Raw genomic sequence first — 16285 nt, forward strand, 5'->3', positions numbered from 1 at the left:
AACCCCATTACCATTAGAGTTTAAAATTTATTGTATAACACTGGCGTTCTACTTCCAGAGCGTAATTTGTTTTATCCATCCTAAATCGTTCGTATAACGAACAGGAAAAGAACACATAGTAAGGGAAAAAAGGTCTAGATCATATGATGAAAATCCTTCTGCTTCCCTTTTTACAATTTCCATCTGGGCATCACCAGACAGCGGATGCCATAAGCGCATATCTGAAAGAGATCGACGCTTCAGTCACTATCAAAAAGGTGGACATTTTTTCCTACACCTCTCCGTTGGCGGAACAACTGACATCTTACTTCTATTTGACAGCAATCAAAAGGGCTCCCTCTTTCTACAGCCGGATTTATCAGAATAATGCATGTAGTAAAGAGGATCAACGTTTATCCTTTTATGAACTCATTTTTTTGAAAAGCATTAAAAAACTGATCAAACAAGAAAATCCGGATATGATCATTTGCACGCATTGCCTTCCTTCCTCTTTAGTAAACCTTTTAAAGAAGGAAGGACAATTATCTGTGCCGGTGATGAATGTTTACACAGATTATTTCATCAATTCGATATGGGGACTTGATCAAATTGATGTGCACCTCGCGCCAAGCCGTTCATCGAAACATTTTTTGATGTCTCAAGGCGTTACTCCTGAAAAAATTGCCGTAACAGGCATACCCGTCCACCCCCTCATTACCCCGAAGGTAGGCGGAACTGCCCGACAGTCCCCTCCATATCACGTATTGGTTTCGGGTGGCAACTTAGGAGTCGGAGCTATAGAAAGGATCAACTTCACTTCATTTTCAGGAAAGATCAACTACTTTGTGTTATGCGGAAAGAATGAGCAGTTATACAAACGTATTGAGCAAATGGATCATCCTTTCCTACAACCGATTTCGTACATATCTTCAAGAGAGGAGATGAACCGCCTTTATGAACAGATGGACATTATGTTATCGAAACCAGGTGGGGTAACGATCAGCGAATGTATCCGTAAAGGTATTCCGCTCTGTCTCCTGGACACCCTTCCAGGTCCGGAAGAACGAAATGAACAATTTTTAATGGAAGAAAACCTGGCCATAAAGGCAAATCTGGATGAATTGGAAAACAGCCTCCTCGACTTCCTGGAAAATAGTACGGAGAGGCATAAGATCCAACAGAGTCTCTCAAATCACTTGAAGGATCAGGATAATATCGAAACCATTTTAACGGATTCATTAAAAAAACGGCTATAAAATCCTTCAGGGGGGAGTCCCCCTGTTTTAATGCAAAGCTTCATAGCTATTTTCTTAGGTCAAGTCATTGGAACTTGCCTGATAATCTTTCCGTCAATCCGATCAAAAATATCATCCAGATCTCGACCGGTTATCGTCAGACCATGATTTTTCAATCCGATGACAGCACGTGATGGATCCGGCGCCTTTTTGACCAGATCTGCAACGGCTTCCGCAAGTTGTAACGTCCCACACGGATAATTCACCTCAGTAGCCTCGATATCCTCCATCCATGCGTGGACATGGACAATTGCCCCTACATCTGGATGCTCCCTATAGATCATCCAGTGTTCGATTGCGTCAACTGAAGCCCTTTTCGGCGTCACCTTTGGCGGTATGCTGATTTCCATTGTATTTTTCGTTGGATTATATCCTTTAATATAAAGGATATCTTGTCCGATTTTTTGCATATTGGATTTGTCTATTCCGCTAGCACTCATCCAAAAATTCTTGTGATCCTGGCGACTGCTGAGGTTCCCATAACTTAAACCACCAATTCCATACAGCTTTTTCAATTGGCGCATATCTCTTTGGGACAGATATTTTTCCAGTGGAAAAGGTGCTGGCAGCAGATCCATCTCATCAAGTTTTTTCCCCGAATCACGCAATTTGTACGTTATTTCATTCCCTTCCCAAAAAGCGTCCCCTAAATCTTCTATGAATTCATTGTCAATGACCAATTGTGCTGTCGAAATGGGCTCTAACCGGTTGAATACTTGGTTATAGAAGTCCTGCCCATTCGAGTATTCCATTTTATAAAATCCTTGTTCAGGTGATATGAAATACAATTCTGTAGTGTCCCCTCTGTGAAAGATATAGATCAGATGATTAGCAAGAGATCTGATTAAATATGGGTAGGCTGACTCAAATGTATTGTCGGATCCTGAATCGACTTCAAGAATCGATATGACGAAGGTAGCTTGCGCTTTACGGCGAAAAGGTCTTGGTTTCTCAGAATCAATCCTATTGAAGACTACACGTATTTCATTGTCGGTGTTCTCTTCAAAATGGTATCCCTTATCCGTAAAGGTTTGTTTTAACCCATCAGAAAATTCCTCAAGAAAGGCGCTTGGTTCCACTCCTGTGATTGTAAAATTTTTCATCTTCTGTCAACTCCTTTTCATAGATCGAAATCATGGTTCAAAAACCACTTTGACTGCATCTTTTTTTCCTTTGCTTGAAACAGCTCTTAAGGCTTTTTGATAGTTTTCCAACTGAAATCTGTGGGTAATCATTGGTGACAGATCAACCTTGCCTTCTTTTATCAATTGGATGGCCAGCTCGAAGGTCCTTAACCGCTTTCCTTGGTATGTCTCGGTACTATAGGCAAAAGTCCCTTTTATCTCCAACTCATTCAACCAGACGGTCGTCCAATCTATCCCGTCCATGATGCCCGCAAGTCCTAACAGAACGACTCTTCCGCCATTCCTGGTAAATCGTAAAGCATCATTTATGCTCTGCTGCCTGCCAACACATTCAAATACGATGTCCGCTCCTCCCTCAATGACCTTAGGACCGAATAAAGGAGATAGAACCGTAGCGTCGATTGCCTTTGCAAAAGCCTCATCATAACCTGATCCTGAAAGATGGATAACTTCATCAGCACCGTAATAGGTGGCCAATTCTCCCTGGAAACCATATTTGACCAGGCTGGCAATTTTACAGGGGAAGCCCAGGGCGCGGATTGCAGCAATTGTACTTAATCCAAGAACCCCTCCACCGATCACCAATACAGTATCCCCTTGCTTCGGTTGACTCCTCATCACACTGTGGATGGCACAACTGAAAGGTTCCACCAGAACGCCGTTCAAATCATCAACTTCATCGGGAAGGCTGAAAATCTGACTTTTATGCGCCACGATACAAGGGCTCCATCCTCCACTTGTATCCCGACAGGCACCTGTCAATAATCCCGGGGAAATTGCGCCTTCGGTCTTTCGTTCACATAAGCTGTAGTTCTGTTCCTGACAGGGTCGGCACGGTTTTTCAATCCCTCTGACTTCACAAGACAATATAGGATCCACTGCGACCCTTTGTCCCTTCTGAATCCCCTTGACATTCGAACCTATTTCAGTGACTGTTCCGACGATTTCATGACCGATCGTAAACGGAAAGGAAACATAGGGAGAAGTAGCCGGACTGTCTTTCAGAAAGATTAGATTCAAGTCGCTTCCACAAATTCCGCTATATTTGACTTCAACTCTCAACCAATCATCATTCGGTAATTCTTTCCGGTGGTGGTCTGTGTACTGTAAGCATGAGAATCGCGGATCCCAATAAGCTTTTGTTAAAAAACGTCCGGCCACTTTTGAGAATATGTATCTTGATTTACTGAAATTGAACTGAATCGCTTTCATACCTCAATCTCCCTTCTATTTGGATAATATATCCAACATTGAAATGGTTATTCATCTCATATTCATAAACAATCTGAGGACTAATTTGGCGGGATCTGGAGAAATTAATATTGATTGATAAATCCAAAAGAGGGCTTTACAATGTCAAAAGTTAAAAAAGCAACAATCATCTATAACCCTGGATGCGGAAAAAGAAAAAATCATAAACATGTACCAAAATTGATCGAGCACCTTTCAGATCTTGGATTTGACCTGGACATCCATACAATTGAACATTTTGATCAAGTGGAAGGTTCCATCACTGATGCATGTAAACGAAAAGTGCACTCTATCTTCATCTTAGGAGGCGATGGAACAGTCAACAGATGTATCCAGTCCATTTCGGTTGAAGGATACAGGCCGAATATCGGCATCATCCCGGTTGGCACCAGCAATGAATTCGCGAAGTACTTAGGAATGCCCACCAAACTTCTTGATATCATCCCTCTCGTTGATCAACAAACGATCAAACCGATCGATATCGGAAAAATCGGAAACCACTACTTTGGGAATATCGCTGCTGCAGGCTGGTTGACTGACATCACATATAACACGTCCCCAACCCTCAAATCATGGCTTGGTGAATTGGCTTATTGTCTTTCCTTTCTAAGAACCTATCTATTCACAAAACAAACATCCAATATATCGATTACTCTTTCGCAAACCGACGTTTTACAGGATCTCTCACTATTCCTGATCATGAATGGAAATGCTTTAGGACCATTTGAACGTTTAATTGATACTGCAAATCGTGAGGATGGTCATTTTCATTTATTAGCCTTGCGAAATCAAGAAAAAATCAGACTGTTTTTTACATTGTTATCCAAAATGATTCATTTACCTCATAAGGTCACATCCTTTGAGTATCAATCGGTACGTTCCGTGGAATTCTCATTTTCAGAAATCATGCCTTTCAACCTGGATGGTGAACAAGTCTACCTCAATAACTTCAGCTTTGAGGTATTGCCATCGCACCTAAATGTCTATACTTCAAAATAACCAGACAATTTTGGAAGAACGGGTGATCATATGTATGGCTTTATCGTCAATAAGTATTCTGGAAATGGTAGGGGAGCTAAAATATGGGAAAAGGTGGAGCTGATTCTGAAAGAACGACAAATCCCTTATTGCTATAGGGTTACTCGACAAAAAGGGCATGGTACCCAGCTGGCTTATGACCTGTTGAATGAAAATAATCCGAAAGTGATTGTGGCAGTTGGCGGTGATGGCACTGTCAATGAAGTGCTCAATGCATTGGTCGGTACCAATGTCCCTTTGGGTATTTTGCCAACAGGGTCTGGAAATGATCTTTGCAGGGAGATGAACATCCCGTTGAATTGGAGAATGGCACTTAATCATGTGTTAAAAGGGAAAATAAAAGCAATTGACGTTGGAGAGATATTGAAACATAATGATGAGTCTCGGTTTTACTCTACTGTAGCCGGGATCGGATTTGATGGACAGGTAGCCTTAGCAACGAATGAGTCAAAATATAAGGGCATTATGAATACTTTACGGATGGGGAAAGTCAGTTATGTACTGAGTGTATTAAATGTGTTAAGGGGTTACACTCCTTCGAACCTTACATTAACGATAGATGGCGAGAGTAAAACGTTCCCGAATGTTTGGCTTGTGGCGGTTGCAAATTCGAGTTTTTATGGTGGGGGTATGAGAATATCACCTGCGGCCAAACCAGATGATGGATGGCTGGATGTATGCATCGTTTCCAATCTGAAGAGATGGGAACTTCTAAAGTTGTTTCCACAAGTTTATAAGGGTGACCATATCGATTACCATTGTGTTGAAACATTTCGTTGTAAAGAAGTCCAAGTCGAATCTGAGGTTCCTTCTATCGTACACGCAGATGGTGAAATCCTGGGAAAGACCCCTTTGACCATCCGGAACAGACAAAAAAGTCTCTACATTGTTTGAAAACGTTGCATTTACAACTTACTTTTTGAGTTTGTAAAACAACTCGTCATACTCAAATTCATATAAGGCCATGACTGTTTTTTTAAATTTATCCAGCAGACCATCGAAAAAAAGTTGCAAGCACACCGCCCCCTTTAGAAAATCATAAAACGCTTTTATTTCTTTTCAATATCTTGAATAGGAATTGAAAAGCTCCTGACCATCGCATCGATTGTAAATCGTTCTCTATAACGATAGAAAGTAAACAACGATAATCCTAAGGCCGCGATTGTAAAGGTTTTTGTTCCAAATTTCATTCTTTACCCCACCATATTGTTTTTTCTCTTATAGTGTGAAGTTTTGATTTATAAAATATGTAAAGATGAATGAATTCCAATAATCACCATATGAAACCAAAGAAACACTTCCAATAGCAGTATTCCATCCTTATACCTACTCCACCAATATTTCGTTTATCATAAATATCCTTAAAGAAACCATAACAATGCAATGTTTGTGAAATCGAATAAAAAGTAAAAATAACGAAAGGATAATAAAACAACAATTCGAGTAAACGCTTCAATCATTGAAAGAGTTCAAACATAGCGGGGGCAATGATGAAAAAATACACATTCTTACTATTGTTTCTGGTCTTAAGCTCAATGATTTTTGTAGCGATTATCCTTGACTCCAATGAAAAGGATGGCTTGCTGCAAACAAGTGAACAATCAGGTCGGAAAAAGGTTGTACTGATCATCATCGATTCAATGACCTCTGAACTTTTACATAAAGGTTTTGCTGATAATGACTTTCCGGCTCTAAAGTTTCTTGCCTCGAATGGTAGACTTTATGAAGACCTGGTAGCTGCTTTCCCTTCCATGTCAGTCACTATAGAAAGTACGATTTTGACAGGTGAGATGCCAGATGCACATAAAATTCCAGGTTTAACGTGGTATTCGGCCGAGAAGGATCGATTGGTCGATTATGGCACCTCATTTGAAGTGATGAGGAAAAGAGGGGTACAAAACGTATTGGCTGATACGCTTCATAACCTGAATAATGAACATTTAAGCAAAGATGTGACAACGGTCTTTGAGAACTTACAACAACAGGGTGTATCAACAGGTTCAGTCAATACGTTAGTGTATCGAGGCAGTGCAGATCACGAACTGAAAGTACCCTACCCTATCAGCAAGTTCACAAACTCTCCCAGATCCTATAAGACAAAAGGTCCGGATGTATTGGCTTTTGGTAAATTGTCAGCTCCAGAGCTGGATAAGAATTTACCTGACTCCATTTTTCAAAAGTTCGGAATCACGGATCATTATTCAGCAGAAGTTGTAAAAGCATTGATAAAGCAACAAAGGCTCCCAGATTTTTCAATGGTTTATTTTCCTGATTTTGATAAAGAAGCGCATAAAAACGGTCCACTATATAAAGAAGGTCTCCAAAAAGCTGACAATTATCTTGGTGAGATTTTAAGTGCTTCTGGAAGTTGGGAGAAAGCGATGAAGGATTATATTTTCATTGTCATTGGTGATCACGGACAAACCGAAACAGTTAAAGACAAAGATGAACTGACCATTGATTTGGAACGGTTATATAAAAAATATACAATTGCTCCTTTTGGAGGCAAGGTAAGCAAAGGTGATATCGCATTCGGGAATAACCACAGAATGACGTATGTCTACTCAGTCAAGAATCATGATCCATTATCCGAGTTAGCGGAAACAGGGATAAAAGATAAGCGAATAGCTTTTGGAGCATGGGTGGAAAATGGATGGGTCAATGTCATCAGTCCCGATGAACAAGGAGTGTTTCGATATAAGGCTGGCGGTGAATGGAAGGATGAATACGCTCAATCATGGTCTTTGGAGGGAAACCCGGATATTTTATCGTTACAAGTAAAGCCGCAAGGTACGATTGGATACGGTGATTATCCAGATGTGCTTAATCAGTTGGAAAGCGCGCTTCATAGTCATGATGAACCTGTTTTGATATTAACTGCCAAACCAGGCTATTCTTTTTTCTCTGAGACCGCTCCCATTCATCCTGATGGTGGGGAACATGGCGGAATTCATAAAGATGATACATTAGCAGCTATGATCATAACTGGAACAGACAAAGAGCCAAGGTTTCGTCGAATGGTTGATCTGAAAGAATATATCCTCTCTCTTTTTGCAGAATGAGAAAAGCTGATTAAGAAAAGCGCAAACGCCCTGATCAACTCTGCTATGTCGGTTAGCTACATCGCTGAATAGTTATACTTTTTTAACGTAAAAAAAAGCAAGTGACTTCGTAAAGAAATCACTTGCTTTCTCCTGTATATAACGGCACTTAGGCCCTTATGATTCAACAAAAATCTCCTTCATTACCCCTATGAAATAATCGATCTCTTCTTTTGAGGTGGTCAATGGCGGTAAAATCCGGACCACATTCGGGCCAGCTACCAGTATGAGTACGTTTTTCTCTCGCGCTTTCTCTACAATCGAGATCGCCTTACCACTAATCTCCATTCCTATAAGCAAGCCTTTTCCACGTACTTCCTTCACTTCCTTACACTCCGCCTTCAACTTTTCCAGCTGATCCTTCAGATACTGTCCGAGGATGAACGCATCGTTGATGACATCACTCGAAACGAGGTGGTTCACTGTCGCAAACCCGGCTGAGGACGCCAGCGGGTTTCCTCCGAAAGTACTTCCGTGGGTTCCAGGTCCGAACGCTTCAGCTACTTTCGCTTTTGCAATCACCGCACCAATCGGAAAACCGGAGCCGAGTCCTTTAGCAACCGATATGACATCCGGGTCGATTCCATACTGTTCGTAGGCAAACAACGTCCCAGTCCGGCCCATGCCTGTCTGGATCTCATCCACCATCAACAGGATGTCGTTCGCTTTGCATATGTCCTCAAGCTGCTGGATCCACTCCACATCGGCTGGATTCACGCCTCCTTCTCCTTGGACGAGTTCGACTAAAACGGCACACGTTTTATCGGAAGAAAGCTTATTCAGCGCCTCCACATCATTGTAAGGGAGATGGCGGAATCCTTGAAGCAATGGTGCAAAACCGTCCTGAAGCTTGGATTGGCCTGTTGCAGATAATGTCGCAATCGTACGCCCATGGAACGATTGGTTGAATGCTACGATTTCGAAAACTTCCTCACCACCCTTCGCCACACTCGCGTAACGTCTCGCCAGTTTGATCGCTGCCTCGTTCGCCTCTGCACCACTATTGCAGAAGAAGACCTGATCACCGCAGCTATTCTTGACCAACAGCTCGGCCAACGCCTCCTGTTCAGGTATATGATAAAGATTCGAGCAATGCCATAGCTTCTCCAATTGCACATCCACGTGTTCTTTCACCACATCCGGAAGGTGTCCCAGATTGCACGTGGCGATACCCGATGTGAAATCCAGGTATTTGGTCCCCTCCTGATCCCAGACATAGCTCCCTTTTCCTTTTTCAAGTGTAATTGGAAACCGGTTGTATGTTTTCATCAGGGGAGACTGTTCTATGAGTAGTTCAGTGGACATTTGCGACCTCCTCAGCCAATATGATTTTCGTTCCAATCTCTTTCCCGGTGCAAAAATCGATCAGGGCATCTGCAGTCATTCCATTGATGATCGATACTTCAGGCACACCATGCTCAAGTGCATCGACTGCCGATTTCACTTTCGGGATCATCCCTCCAGTTATCACTTCGTTATCCATCAGTTCAAGGATGTCATCCTTCGTTACCGTATGGAGGACTTTCTTTTCCGTTCCTTCTTCTACATAAAGCCCAGGAATATCACTGATCAGACAAAGCCTTGCCCCGAGGGCTTTCGCCACTTCTGCGGCTGCGATATCCCCGTTGATGTTGTACCGTTGACCACGTTCATCTATTCCAAGCGGTGAGATGACCGGGATATAACCATGATCACCGAGCTGTGAAATCAACTTCGTTTCAACGTGGAAGATCTCTCCGACAAAACCGAGATCAACAGAGCTCTGCAACTTCTTTGCTTTCAACAGCCCACCGTCGATACCGCTCAAGCCGTATGCATTGCCGCCTTCTTCCACCAGATGTCTCACGATTTGCTTATTGACCGATCCACTCAGGACCATTTCGACGACATCAAGTACTTCCTCCGTCGTTACGCGGAGTCCGTTGACAAATGTCGTTTCCGTGCCCATCTTCTTCAAAAGGGATGATATGAGCGGTCCACCGCCATGGACGATGACCGGTTTTACACCAAGCTCTTTTTGAAGATGGACGATATTTTCATAAAACGATTCAGGTAAAGCTTCCAAAACACTTCCGCCACATTTAATGACAAGATAAGTCATCAGCTTCCTCCTTAAGTTCGATAAGACGCATTGATTTTCACGTAATCATAAGACAGATCACAGCCCCAAGCCGTGGCTTCATGTTCTCCTTGACTCAAATCCACGTAGATATGCACATTTTCCTGTTGCAGATAGTCTTTCGCTTCCTCTTCACTGAAGGATGATGGCAGACCGTTCCCGACGACTTGGATATCGCCGAGGGAGACACTTACCTTCTCTGGATTGACCTGCTCCCCGCTATAACCGATCGCACATACGATCCTTCCCCAGTTTGGATCTGTTCCATAAATCGCAGTTTTCACAAGATTGGAGGAGATGATCGCCTTCCCGACAGCACGGGCGGCACCCCCGCTCCTTGCCCCTTTCACATGGACCTCGACCAGTTTCGTCGCCCCTTCACCGTCCCTTGCGATCTTTTTCGCCAGGGATGTACAGACTGATTTCAACCCTTGTAAAAATACAGCCCAATCCGGATGGTTTTCATTAAGCAGTTCGTTCCCCGCTTTTCCGTTCGCCATCGTGAGCACCATGTCATTCGTACTCGTATCCCCATCAACCGTGATCATGTTAAATGTCTCATCAGTCACCTGCCGTAATGCAGCCTGCAAGCTCTCATGACCGATGTTTGCATCCGTCGTGATGAACCCGAGCATGGTCGCCATGTTTGGGTGGATCATGCCCGAACCTTTGGCTGCACCTCCGATACTGACCGGCTTTCCGTCGACCTCGAATTTCACAGCATGATGCTTGACCTTTGTATCCGTCGTAAGGATCGCTTCCTCGAAGTTCGCCGCACCCTCGTAGTTTTTCGAGAGGATCTTTTTTACACCGGACTTGATCTTATCCATTGGTAATTGCACGCCAATGACTCCAGTGGACGTGACAGCGACATGATGCTTCTCAACGCCGAGTTCTTTTGCGAAGACCTGCTGCATCTCATAGGCGTCCTTCAGCCCCTGGTCCCCTGTACATGCATTTGCATTAGCTGAATTCACGAGTACCGCCTGGATCTTGTTCTCGACCGCGATGCTTTCCTGCGTGACATGAAGGGGTGCTGCTTGAAAAAGGTTGGTCGTGTACACACCGGCGGTTACAGCTGGAACTTCTGATAAAACATAACCGAGATCAAGACGCGTTTTCCGGAGTCCGCAATGGAGGCCTCCAGCGGTGAATCCCTGCGGGGTTGTTACACCTCCATCTATCAGACTGATGATTTCGTTCGTTTTCATTGCTTGCATTATCTTTCCTCCTCCCGATTATGGATAGATTGGAACATTCGTAAGCCCGGTCTGTTCGTCCCAGCCTTGTATCAAATTCATGTTTTGGATTGCTTGCCCTGCTGCACCTTTGACAAGATTATCGATCACAGCAACGGTCATCAGCCTTCCCGTCCGATCGTCCACCTTGAAACCGATGTCGCAATAATTGCTTCCATACACCTCTTTCGTTCCAGGGATGATCCCTTCAGGACGGACACGTACGAAAGGATGTTCCTTGTAAAAGCCTTGGTATAACTCGATGATTTCCTCAGTCGTTTTTCCGACCGTCATATTCGAATAGATCGTGCACATGATGCCTCTAGTCATCGGAACGAGATGAGGAGTGAATGATACTTGCAGATCGACTCCGCTCTCTTTAACGAGGATCTGCTCAATTTCCGGGATATGCTGATGCTCCGCCAGCTTATAAGCTCTGAAATTCTCATTCGATTCAGAGAAATGGGTTTTCAAGGAGACGCTTCTCCCTGCCCCGGATAGACCAGACTTAGCATCGATGATGATGGATTGCGGTTCGATCAGTTGTTCTTTTAAAATTGGAATGAGTGCTAACAATGTGGCTGTCGGATAACAGCCTGGATTTGCGACCAATGTTGCATTTTTCACTTCTTCTTTATAAATTTCACTTAGGCCGTATGTCGCCTGTTCTGTGTATTCCTGTGGCGGTGAGGATATTTTATACCACTTTTCATAGATTTCTGGGGAATCCAGCCGGAAGTCCCCCGCAAGGTCGATGCATTTAACACCCTGTTCCAGAAATTGCGGGACAAGTTCGGTACTGACTCCTGATGGCGTCCCGAAGAAAACGAGATCGGCCTCTTCACTGACTTTCTCTACATCCATTTCAGAAAAAGAAGTTTCGATGATGCCTGAAAGATGCGGGTAGATTGATTGAAGCTCATTGCCGCTGTTCGAGTGAGAAACAATAGTGGAAATTTTAACTAGCGGATGATTATGTAACAACCTTACCAGTTCAACTGCCCCATAACCGGTTCCTCCGATAATTGCTGCTTTCAAATGACTCCCTCTCCTATCTGCTGTTCTGTTTGCTATTTCGGATTATTATACATACATAAGTATTTTTATTCAACAGTATTTATGAAAATTCTTAAATAAAGCGCTTTCATTTTACCTTTCATTTAAATAATAATACAGATTATGGTCGGAAGAAGAGTAATTGGGGGTTATCGGGATAATTTCGGAGTTGTCGGGATAATTTCAAATTTGTAGCGGACGATGCCAAAGTTGTCGGGATAATTGAAAAAAGATCAACCCGCCACTATATTCAATGGTCAGGATTGATCTTTTTCTCACTACTTTTTAGCGAGCGTTAGGGAATACACGGCGGATCGTTTCATTGAATTCTTCAAATAGACCTTGTACGGGCTCCCCACGACCGAACTTTTCTGCATAATTGGCAGAGCGATCAAAGAATTCCGGGTTCGTTGAAACGAAAACGTTATTGATGTCCCGGTCAGTCGCTTTTACTTGGTCGGAAATCTTCTTCTCAAGCTCTCTCGTTACTTCACCTTCAGTTTGTGTCCCAGCAGTAAGTTGTGCTGCCACATAAGCATTCTCATTTGTAACGAACACATTCGCATCTTGTACTTCAGGCAAATTCGTGATCTTATCTGCAGCTTCATTAGCTACTTCAACACGATTGTTTCCATTGTTGTTCATGATATTGGCATCATTGTTATTATTATCAATAACCCCATTATCACGATCGCCGATGTTCTCAGTTTCAGCGCCGTTATCAGCGCCGTTATCATCCCCGTTGTTCCCCATGTTACAAGCAACTAGTGCAGTAGCGAAAAGACATGCAACCAGCAAAAATTTTGTTTTCAAGAACATGTAAATTCCTCCTTACTTGTGATTTTCAAATTTCGACCTTAGTTTGGAAAGTTCAATGGAAAATTATACATATGTTTTTAAAAATTACATGGAAATGGCCAGATGGTAAGAAATAGGCTCAATGGACATGTTTTACCCACATAAAATGACAATACAGTTTGATTACAATTAAGGAGTGCTCATATGAACGGGAATCCATACCACGGAGGTCAGCAACCAAATTGGGGACAACAAGAACAATACTATCACCAACAATCACACGGTCCCCTATACCCACAATTGAAGAGTCAAACATTGATGACAGTCCAGCCGTTTGTTGGATATGGTCTGGAGGAAGCGAAACATACTTCGTACAGACATGCGATGATGGAAGTTGCAGCGATCAGCTATTTGATTGGAAAGGGCTTTCATCCGAGAATGGCTCACCAAATAGTCGAGTCATGGGAAGTAAACGAACATTTTTAAATACTTCCCCAAAATCATTAACCTCCGAGCACAGGCTTCGGAGGTTATTTTCGTTTGATAGCAGAACGTATGGGTCCGACACCCCTTAAGGAGCATAATGAAGTGTCAAACCAGCCATAACCGGATAATGATCACTCGGAAACCGACCCTCTTCCCGATCATCTAAAATTGCGATTTCATGTACAGTCATTTTTCCTTTTGAGAGGATCCAGTCTATCCGATCCTTTGGCCCCCCGCCAGTTGGATCACGGAAAGCATTGAATGTACCCAGATCTTCGTTGATCCTGCTTTCGGCTATTTCCCACAAATCTGTGAAAGGTCCCTCTTTTGTCAGTTTTTGATGGACGACACTTTCCGGACCCACGTTGAAATCCCCAGTTATCAGAACCGGTAAAGCTGGATCGAGTTCTTTCATTTTTTTTATAATCAGTGTGGTACTTTTCCGCCTTGATTCCTCTGAAATATGATCCAAGTGCGTATTTATAAAGTAGAACGACTGATTGGTCTGAAGGTCGAGGAACTTAACCCAGGTTACCATCCTAGGATTGATGTTTCCCCAAGATCGGGAACCGATTGTCTCTGGTGCATCGGAAAGCCAATAATGGTCATATTCCAATGGTGTGAACCGTGTTTTCTTATAAAAGATCGGCATGAATAATCCTTTACTTCCGCCTTCCTTTCCGAGTCCGATCCAGTCATACTCTGGAAGATCAGAACCCATTTCTTTTACCTGTTGAAAAAGAGGCTCCTGGGTTCCGATGATATCCGGCATGTGGCTACGGATCACCTTACGGATCAACGGCCTCCTTCCATCCCAATTATACGGAGATGGAACCGAATTGTTCATGAATCGAACATTGTAGGTCATCACCCGTAAATTCAAATCTGACGAGCCTTCTTCATTCATCGCAAATGTAGTTGCCGGGCCAGGATTCAATTCAGCCAGGACCAAAAATCCTAAGGACAAAAGGAGAAAAGCTTTCCTCATCAAATCACCTCACAGAGATGCTATTGTTAGCATGCCTTAAGAGGATTGTTTTACACATGTTTTTATGATCTTAGTAAACCGATAGACTTCCCCAATAGCCTACCAAAGTATTATTTTTTTAATTTTCAGACATATGATTTTACTCTCAAACCGTGAACCGCTATACTTGTTTCTAAACTTTCATAGGGAGTGATTTGCTTTGAAGAAATTTCAGTTAAAAAATTTCGCGATTATATCTCTGCTGGTCTTCCTTGTCATAAGTGGATTGAATCTATCACTGGCGGAAGCGAAGAAAGGCAATCTGCTTGAATGGAATGGCCAGAAGATCGCTACTTTGGACGCGAACGGAAAGTCCTATATTCAGGTTGAACAGGCGGCGCAGGCATCAGGAACCGACATACATAAAAGCAAAAACAAATACGTGATGCAGTCAAGGCTGGATCGGATCCAGAAGAAAGGGGTAATCCGAGTAGGAACGACCGGCGACTATAAGCCATTCACCTACTTCAACGAGGAAACAAACGAATTTGAAGGACTGGATATCGATGCAGCGAAGCTGATGGCTGTGGATCTAGGAGTCGAGGTCGAATTTGTCAAGACTTCGTGGCCTACATTGATGGAGGATCTTTTGGATGACAAGTTCGATATCGCAGTCGGCGGCATCAGCCGGAATACCGATCGTCAAATAACCGGTCACTTGAGCATCCCTTATCTGGATGATGGAAAGTCACCATTGATCCGTGAAGAAGACAAAGATCGCTTCCAGAGCTTGGAGGATATCGATCAGCCAGATGTCACGATTGGTGTGAACCCTGGCGGAACGAACCAGAAGTTTGTGGACGCGAACATCAAACAAGCGAATGTCGTCGTCATTGAAAATAACCTCGACATCCCACCGATGGTTGCAGAAGGTGAAGTCGATGTCATGATCACCGATAAAGTTGAGGCGATCTATTATGCCAGCAAAGACGAAAGACTATATGCAGCCTTGACAGATAGCACATTCACGAAAAGCCAAAAAGGATACCTCATGCACCGGAACGATCCAGCGTTCCAAAACTGGGTGGACCTCTGGATGGAAGAAATGGAACTGCAAGGTGAATTCGACCGTCTCAAGCAAGAATGGATTTATAGTGGGGAGTAATTAGAAAAAAGTGAGGAGCTTGGCTTTCGAACCAAGCTCCCTCTTTACCTTAACATTCAACTAATATTTGCCTGGTCAAGCTTTTTTTGACCAATTGTTTGTTCTTTTTTCTTCAACGGAAAAAGTTTACGTAAATCTTCATTCCTTAACCAAATTCCTGCCCATGCCAAAACAGCTATATAAACAGGAAATAAGGTGTGGGTAAAAAGTGGGTTGTCAAGTCGAACATGTGTGGCTATAGCGCCACCGAAATAACCCGTCAACAGGATTGCACCTAAAACAGAAAATCGAGGAATCATGTAAAGGATAGCAGATAATAAACCAAGGATACCGATTACAAAAATATGATGTTCGGAAAACCCGAGGCTCAGTGTCCCTTTAACAACAGAAGCTGGCTTGAAAAACTTGGATATACTGTCAAACAGCATAAACAAAATAACCAGGCCACTTATGGTCCATGCTACCCGAAGTCTTCTCTTTGAAATCATATTAACTCCTCCTTCAATTCAATTGTTTTCTCAATGAACCTCTTTATGACCTCATCCAATACATTTTTTACCTCCTTTTCTAATTTTACACAATCCATGCTATAACCAAATCCATCTTTCCTAAAGGGTAAAAACAACTAAATCAATCGAGTCCTTTGA

General features: G+C 43.0%; 16 protein-coding genes. 6 read left to right on the top strand and 10 right to left on the bottom strand.

Features of this window, described 5'->3' with window-relative positions:
* The first annotated feature begins 143 nt into the window (after window positions 1-143).
* Window positions 144-1235 (top strand): MGDG synthase family glycosyltransferase, encoded by a 1092-nt coding sequence (locus L1611_RS06840; RefSeq protein ID WP_236312349.1) that lies wholly within the window; start codon window positions 144-146, stop codon window positions 1233-1235.
* A gap of 59 nt (window positions 1236-1294) precedes the next feature.
* Here the strand turns inward: L1611_RS06840 and L1611_RS06845 are convergent, their stop codons facing one another.
* Both L1611_RS06845 and L1611_RS06850 read right to left on the bottom strand, forming a co-directional pair.
* Window positions 1295-2377, bottom strand: coding sequence for a class II aldolase/adducin family protein (locus tag L1611_RS06845; RefSeq protein ID WP_236312350.1), 1083 nt, complete (start codon window positions 2375-2377; stop codon window positions 1295-1297).
* A 30-nt stretch (window positions 2378-2407) separates the two neighbouring features.
* Entirely contained in the window at window positions 2408-3631 is a 1224-nt protein-coding gene (locus L1611_RS06850) for a zinc-dependent alcohol dehydrogenase (protein WP_236312351.1), read from the bottom strand.
* A 141-nt stretch (window positions 3632-3772) separates the two neighbouring features.
* On the opposite strand from L1611_RS06850, the gene L1611_RS06855 reads away from it, so the two are divergent.
* On the top strand, window positions 3773-4669 hold the full coding sequence (locus tag L1611_RS06855; RefSeq protein WP_236312352.1) for a diacylglycerol/lipid kinase family protein: 897 nt from the start codon (window positions 3773-3775) through the stop codon (window positions 4667-4669).
* Between the two features lie 30 nt (window positions 4670-4699).
* A complete protein-coding gene (locus tag L1611_RS06860) occupies window positions 4700-5602 on the top strand; it encodes a diacylglycerol/lipid kinase family protein (protein ID WP_236312353.1) in 903 nt (300 codons plus the stop codon).
* Between the two features lie 155 nt (window positions 5603-5757).
* Here the strand turns inward: L1611_RS06860 and L1611_RS06865 are convergent, their stop codons facing one another.
* Window positions 5758-5898 carry a hypothetical protein gene (locus L1611_RS06865; protein ID WP_236312354.1) on the bottom strand — a complete coding sequence of 47 codons (141 nt, stop codon included), beginning with the start codon at window positions 5896-5898 and terminating at the stop codon, window positions 5758-5760.
* A 300-nt stretch (window positions 5899-6198) separates the two neighbouring features.
* Here L1611_RS06865 and L1611_RS06870 point away from each other — a divergent pair, with 300 nt between their 5' ends.
* Window positions 6199-7770 carry an alkaline phosphatase family protein gene (locus tag L1611_RS06870; protein WP_236312355.1) on the top strand — a complete coding sequence of 524 codons (1572 nt, stop codon included), beginning with the start codon at window positions 6199-6201 and terminating at the stop codon, window positions 7768-7770.
* A 156-nt stretch (window positions 7771-7926) separates the two neighbouring features.
* Here L1611_RS06870 and argD read toward each other — a convergent pair whose 3' ends face one another.
* The 5 genes from argD to L1611_RS06895 form a co-directional block, all read right to left on the bottom strand.
* Entirely contained in the window at window positions 7927-9114 is a 1188-nt protein-coding gene (gene argD / locus L1611_RS06875) for an acetylornithine transaminase (RefSeq protein ID WP_236312356.1), read from the bottom strand.
* On the bottom strand, window positions 9104-9910 hold the full coding sequence (argB, locus tag L1611_RS06880; RefSeq protein ID WP_236312357.1) for an acetylglutamate kinase: 807 nt from the start codon (window positions 9908-9910) through the stop codon (window positions 9104-9106). The genes argD and argB overlap by 11 nt, the downstream gene beginning before the upstream one ends.
* 11 nt (window positions 9911-9921) lie before the next feature.
* Window positions 9922-11148 (bottom strand): bifunctional ornithine acetyltransferase/N-acetylglutamate synthase, encoded by a 1227-nt coding sequence (argJ, locus tag L1611_RS06885; RefSeq protein ID WP_236312358.1) that lies wholly within the window; start codon window positions 11146-11148, stop codon window positions 9922-9924.
* Between the two features lie 18 nt (window positions 11149-11166).
* The gene (gene argC, locus L1611_RS06890) at window positions 11167-12204 is read right to left on the bottom strand and encodes an N-acetyl-gamma-glutamyl-phosphate reductase (RefSeq protein WP_236312359.1); all 1038 of its coding nucleotides are present in this window, start codon (window positions 12202-12204) and stop codon (window positions 11167-11169) included.
* A 303-nt stretch (window positions 12205-12507) separates the two neighbouring features.
* Entirely contained in the window at window positions 12508-13041 is a 534-nt protein-coding gene (locus L1611_RS06895; protein WP_236312360.1) for a YhcN/YlaJ family sporulation lipoprotein, read from the bottom strand.
* A 183-nt stretch (window positions 13042-13224) separates the two neighbouring features.
* Here L1611_RS06895 and L1611_RS06900 point away from each other — a divergent pair, with 183 nt between their 5' ends.
* The gene (locus L1611_RS06900; protein WP_236312361.1) at window positions 13225-13506 is read left to right on the top strand and encodes a hypothetical protein; all 282 of its coding nucleotides are present in this window, start codon (window positions 13225-13227) and stop codon (window positions 13504-13506) included.
* Window positions 13507-13591: 85 nt separating this feature from the next.
* On the opposite strand, the gene L1611_RS06905 is transcribed toward L1611_RS06900, so the two are convergent.
* Window positions 13592-14494, bottom strand: a complete 903-nt coding sequence (locus L1611_RS06905; RefSeq protein WP_236312362.1) for an endonuclease/exonuclease/phosphatase family protein — start codon at window positions 14492-14494, stop codon at window positions 13592-13594.
* A 199-nt stretch (window positions 14495-14693) separates the two neighbouring features.
* Between L1611_RS06905 and L1611_RS06910 the strand changes: the two genes are divergently transcribed.
* The gene (locus L1611_RS06910) at window positions 14694-15638 is read left to right on the top strand and encodes a transporter substrate-binding domain-containing protein (RefSeq protein ID WP_236312363.1); all 945 of its coding nucleotides are present in this window, start codon (window positions 14694-14696) and stop codon (window positions 15636-15638) included.
* Window positions 15639-15694: 56 nt separating this feature from the next.
* Here the strand turns inward: L1611_RS06910 and L1611_RS06915 are convergent, their stop codons facing one another.
* Window positions 15695-16126: a DoxX family protein gene (locus L1611_RS06915; RefSeq protein ID WP_236312364.1), complete on the bottom strand. Its 432-nt coding sequence runs from the start codon at window positions 16124-16126 to the stop codon at window positions 15695-15697.
* Between the last annotated feature and the right edge of the window lie 159 nt (window positions 16127-16285).

Source organism: Pseudalkalibacillus salsuginis (genome assembly GCF_021646685.1).
Classification (GTDB): domain Bacteria; phylum Bacillota; class Bacilli; order Bacillales; family Fictibacillaceae; genus Pseudalkalibacillus; species Pseudalkalibacillus salsuginis.

What these genes read in the sequence shown, in the direction of transcription:
- L1611_RS06840 (WP_236312349.1), top strand. Translation starts at nt 144, where the DNA reads ATGATGAAAATCCTTCTGCTTCCCTTTTTACAATTTCCATCTGGGCAT.
- L1611_RS06845 (WP_236312350.1), bottom strand. Translation starts at nt 2,377, where the DNA reads ATGAAAAATTTTACAATCACAGGAGTGGAACCAAGCGCCTTTCTTGAG.
- L1611_RS06850 (WP_236312351.1), bottom strand. Translation starts at nt 3,631, where the DNA reads ATGAAAGCGATTCAGTTCAATTTCAGTAAATCAAGATACATATTCTCA.
- L1611_RS06855 (WP_236312352.1), top strand. Translation starts at nt 3,773, where the DNA reads ATGTCAAAAGTTAAAAAAGCAACAATCATCTATAACCCTGGATGCGGA.
- L1611_RS06860 (WP_236312353.1), top strand. Translation starts at nt 4,700, where the DNA reads ATGTATGGCTTTATCGTCAATAAGTATTCTGGAAATGGTAGGGGAGCT.
- L1611_RS06865 (WP_236312354.1), bottom strand. Translation starts at nt 5,898, where the DNA reads ATGAAATTTGGAACAAAAACCTTTACAATCGCGGCCTTAGGATTATCG.
- L1611_RS06870 (WP_236312355.1), top strand. Translation starts at nt 6,199, where the DNA reads ATGAAAAAATACACATTCTTACTATTGTTTCTGGTCTTAAGCTCAATG.
- argD (WP_236312356.1), bottom strand. Translation starts at nt 9,114, where the DNA reads ATGTCCACTGAACTACTCATAGAACAGTCTCCCCTGATGAAAACATAC.
- argB (WP_236312357.1), bottom strand. Translation starts at nt 9,910, where the DNA reads ATGACTTATCTTGTCATTAAATGTGGCGGAAGTGTTTTGGAAGCTTTA.
- argJ (WP_236312358.1), bottom strand. Translation starts at nt 11,148, where the DNA reads ATGCAAGCAATGAAAACGAACGAAATCATCAGTCTGATAGATGGAGGT.
- L1611_RS06895 (WP_236312360.1), bottom strand. Translation starts at nt 13,041, where the DNA reads ATGTTCTTGAAAACAAAATTTTTGCTGGTTGCATGTCTTTTCGCTACT.
- L1611_RS06900 (WP_236312361.1), top strand. Translation starts at nt 13,225, where the DNA reads ATGAACGGGAATCCATACCACGGAGGTCAGCAACCAAATTGGGGACAA.
- L1611_RS06905 (WP_236312362.1), bottom strand. Translation starts at nt 14,494, where the DNA reads ATGAGGAAAGCTTTTCTCCTTTTGTCCTTAGGATTTTTGGTCCTGGCT.
- L1611_RS06915 (WP_236312364.1), bottom strand. Translation starts at nt 16,126, where the DNA reads ATGATTTCAAAGAGAAGACTTCGGGTAGCATGGACCATAAGTGGCCTG.